The sequence below is a fragment of the Protofrankia sp. Cas8 genome, from assembly GCF_963555845.1.
Taxonomy (GTDB): Bacteria; Actinomycetota; Actinomycetes; order Frankiales; family Frankiaceae; genus Protofrankia.
The window spans coordinates 1-2,923 of record NZ_CAUVXI010000346.1 but is presented as its reverse complement, the minus strand read 5'-3'; the positions used below and the strand labels follow the sequence as shown (position 1 = coordinate 2,923).

The 2,923-nt window shown below is 67.7% G+C and carries 4 protein-coding genes; 3 read left to right on the top strand and 1 reads right to left on the bottom strand.

Annotated features, from left to right (window positions below; translation table 11 throughout):
- The 3 genes from U9977_RS26630 to U9977_RS26620 form a co-directional block, all read left to right on the top strand.
- On the top strand, nucleotides 1–122 hold a 122-nt coding region (locus U9977_RS26630; protein ID WP_322752022.1), incomplete at its 5' end, for a DUF664 domain-containing protein.
- A gap of 134 nt (nucleotides 123–256) precedes the next feature.
- Nucleotides 257–1,126 (top strand): SDR family NAD(P)-dependent oxidoreductase, encoded by an 870-nt coding sequence (locus U9977_RS26625; RefSeq protein WP_322752021.1) that lies wholly within the window; start codon nucleotides 257–259, stop codon nucleotides 1,124–1,126.
- 39 nt (nucleotides 1,127–1,165) lie between these two features.
- The gene (locus U9977_RS26620) at nucleotides 1,166–1,981 is read left to right on the top strand and encodes a mycofactocin-coupled SDR family oxidoreductase (protein ID WP_322752020.1); all 816 of its coding nucleotides are present in this window, start codon (nucleotides 1,166–1,168) and stop codon (nucleotides 1,979–1,981) included.
- 64 nt (nucleotides 1,982–2,045) lie between these two features.
- Here the strand turns inward: U9977_RS26620 and U9977_RS26615 are convergent, their stop codons facing one another.
- A complete protein-coding gene (locus tag U9977_RS26615; protein ID WP_416210793.1) occupies nucleotides 2,046–2,675 on the bottom strand; it encodes a DUF402 domain-containing protein in 630 nt (209 codons plus the stop codon).
- Nucleotides 2,676–2,923 lie beyond the last annotated feature (248 nt).

The following is a 2,923-nucleotide window of genomic DNA, read 5'->3' as shown; positions in this document are numbered from 1 at the left end:
AACCGGGCGCGCGCTGGTCGGCCCGCCGGGTGTTGCTCCACGTGATCGCGGAGACTGCCCAGCACGCTGGTCACGCCGACATCATCCGCGAGGCCCTGGACGGCGCCACATCGATGGGGTAGTTGGATCGGGTAACAGTTCGGGTCCCGCGGATCAGCGGGCGGATCAGCCGCGAGGTAGCCGGTCCCGGCCGGTGGGTCGCTGCGTCCTAGAGTGCACCCAATGAGCCCAGGGGTGGGATTCGATGTTGGTTTCGATGTTGGTACAGACAGGCGGCGGACGTCTCCCGCTCCAGGGACGAGTCGCACTCGTGACGGGCGCCGGGCGGGGGCTGGGCGCAGCCCACGCCCGGGCACTCGCGGCGGCCGGCGCCGCGGTGGTCGTCAACGATGTCGGTGCCAGTATGGACGGCAGCGAGCGCGGTATGGCCGTCGCTGACGGCGTCGCCGCGGACGTGCTCGCACAGGGTGGACAGGCTGTCGTCGACCATTCGGACATCTCCACGTTCGCGGGAGCGGCCGCCGCCGTTGCGTGCGCGGTGGACGCCTTCGGCCGGATCGACATCGTGGTGAACAACGCCGGGATCGTGTCACCCGGCACGGTCGAGGACATCGAGGAGGCAGCGCTGCAGCGGCTGCTGGCCGTACATCTCACCGGCAGCGTCGGTACGATCAGGGCTGCGTTCCCGACGATGCGCGCCCAGCGGTACGGCCGGATCGTGAACACCATTTCGGAGGCCGCCCTGGACACCCGCATGGCCGACAGCGTCGGGTACAGCTCCGCGAAGGCCGCGATCTGGGGACTGACCATGGCCACCGCCAAACAGGGCGCGCCGTACGGGATCACCGCCAACGCTGTCTCGCCGGGGGCGCTGACCAGGATGTCGGAGAACTTCCTCGCGTCGACCGGACAGAAGGGTGGCGGTTCTGCCACCCTCGACCTCTCCCCGGAACATGTCTCCCGCGTCGTCGTGCGACTCGTCGCGCCGGACGCGGCCGACGTCACCGGACGGGTGGTGCACGCCGCCGGCGGTCAGGTACGCGAGTATGTGCTTCGTCGGACCGGCGACACCGACCTGGTCCGCCGTCTCACCACCCCCTGGCCGCAGCCCAGCTCCTCGGGCTGAGCCGACTTCAGACGAACTGAACAAGGCGGGATCACGATCATGGGATTGCTGGACGGCAAGGTCGCTTTCGTCACCGGCGCAGCTCGCGGTCAGGGCCGCAGCCACGCGGTGCGGCTCGCCCGCGAAGGCGCGAGGATCATCGCGGTGGACATCGCGGGCCCGGTGTCGCCCGCCAACGTCTACCCAGCCGCGACATCACAGGATCTTGACGAGACCGTACGTCTGGTCGAAGCCGAGGACCAGCCAATTCACGCCCGGCAGGCCGACGTCCGCGACTCGGCCGCGCTGGCGGCCGTGCTCGCAGACGGTGTCGCCGAGTTCGGCGGCCGACTTGACGTCGTCGTCGCCAACGCCGGGATCAGCAACTGGAGCCGGTTCTGGGAAATGCCTGACGAGCAGTGGCAGACCGTGATCGACGTTAACCTCACCGGAGTGTGGCGGACCCTCAAGGCCGCGGTTCCGTACATGATCGAGGCGGGCAACGGCGGGTCGATCATCACAGTCAGTTCGGTGGCGGGGATCAAGTCGTTACCGGCTCAGGCGCACTACAGCGCGGCCAAGCACGGCGTCGTCGGACTGACCAAGGCTGCGGCCATCGAGCTGGGGGAGTTCCGCATCCGCGTGAACTCGGTGCATCCCTGGGGAGTCGCGACTCCGATGAGCGAGGATCCGACGATTCACAAGGTCCTGGCCGACCACCCCTCGTACGCGGCGTCGTTCGCCAGCCTCTTGCCCGACCTGCCCATCGCAGATTCCGATGACATCTCGGATGCGGTCGTCTGGCTCGCCTCGGATCTGTCCCGGTCGGTCACCGCAACGCAGCTCACCCTCGACATGGGGGCGACCAAGGTCTGACCAAGGTCCGATCAAGATCGGTTGATGATCGCATCAGACACCGTGCCGGAGCCAGGAGCGGATGTCAGGTTCCGGTGCGCCGGATTCGCGGCCGGTCCCAGCCGGCGGGCAGGGCGGTCGGCGTCTGCCAGGACGGTTCGGGGCGGAAATCGCACCAGGTGCCGTCGAACGGAAACCGTCCCTCCTCGACGCGTCCGACCACCTTTTCGCCCTCGGCCCGTACCGCTGCTGCGTCGCTCACCCAGTAGTGCTCGGGGAAGGCGAGGCGCTCGTCGAGTTCGTCCTCGTCCTTCCACTCCCAGTTGCGGTCCGGATAGACCCAGATGTCGAGGTCGTGGTCACAGCCGTCGACTCCGGCGAGCGCACTGTCGCCGTCGCGCCAGCGGGTGACGGGTTCTTCGAGGTTCACGTACCAGGCTGCAAAGGCGCTGCGAGCGTCCCAGAACCACCACACCGAATGCGCCTGCCGCGGTGGGATCAGCATGAAGATGTTCGGACCGTGCCATCCGGTCGTGGTCAGTTCGGTGGGTTGACGCACCCATTCGGCGAAGGGCATGTCGCGGATGCCACGGCCGTCCTGACTCATCCTGATCGCGATGGGACCACCGTGGGGAATCCACAGCCGCAGGCCACGCTCGTCATCGCCGACGACGATAGCCGAGCGGACGAGAACCAGGGCGTCTCCGGTGAACATCCGGTGCAGGATCGGCTGTCCGGGCTCAAATACGACATCCACCACGGTCACGGCCTAGACCATATCTAAGGGCTTCACACCCGCTTCCCGCTACCGGTTGGTGTCAGGGAATGCCGCCGAAGAGATCGTCTCCGGGGTTATCTCGCTTGTCGTGGATCGTGCGGCGGTAGGGGTTGCGCCGGGGGGTGCGGGTCGGGTCGATCCATCCCGGGGGGATCCACTCGGGAACACCGTCGGCACCGATGCGT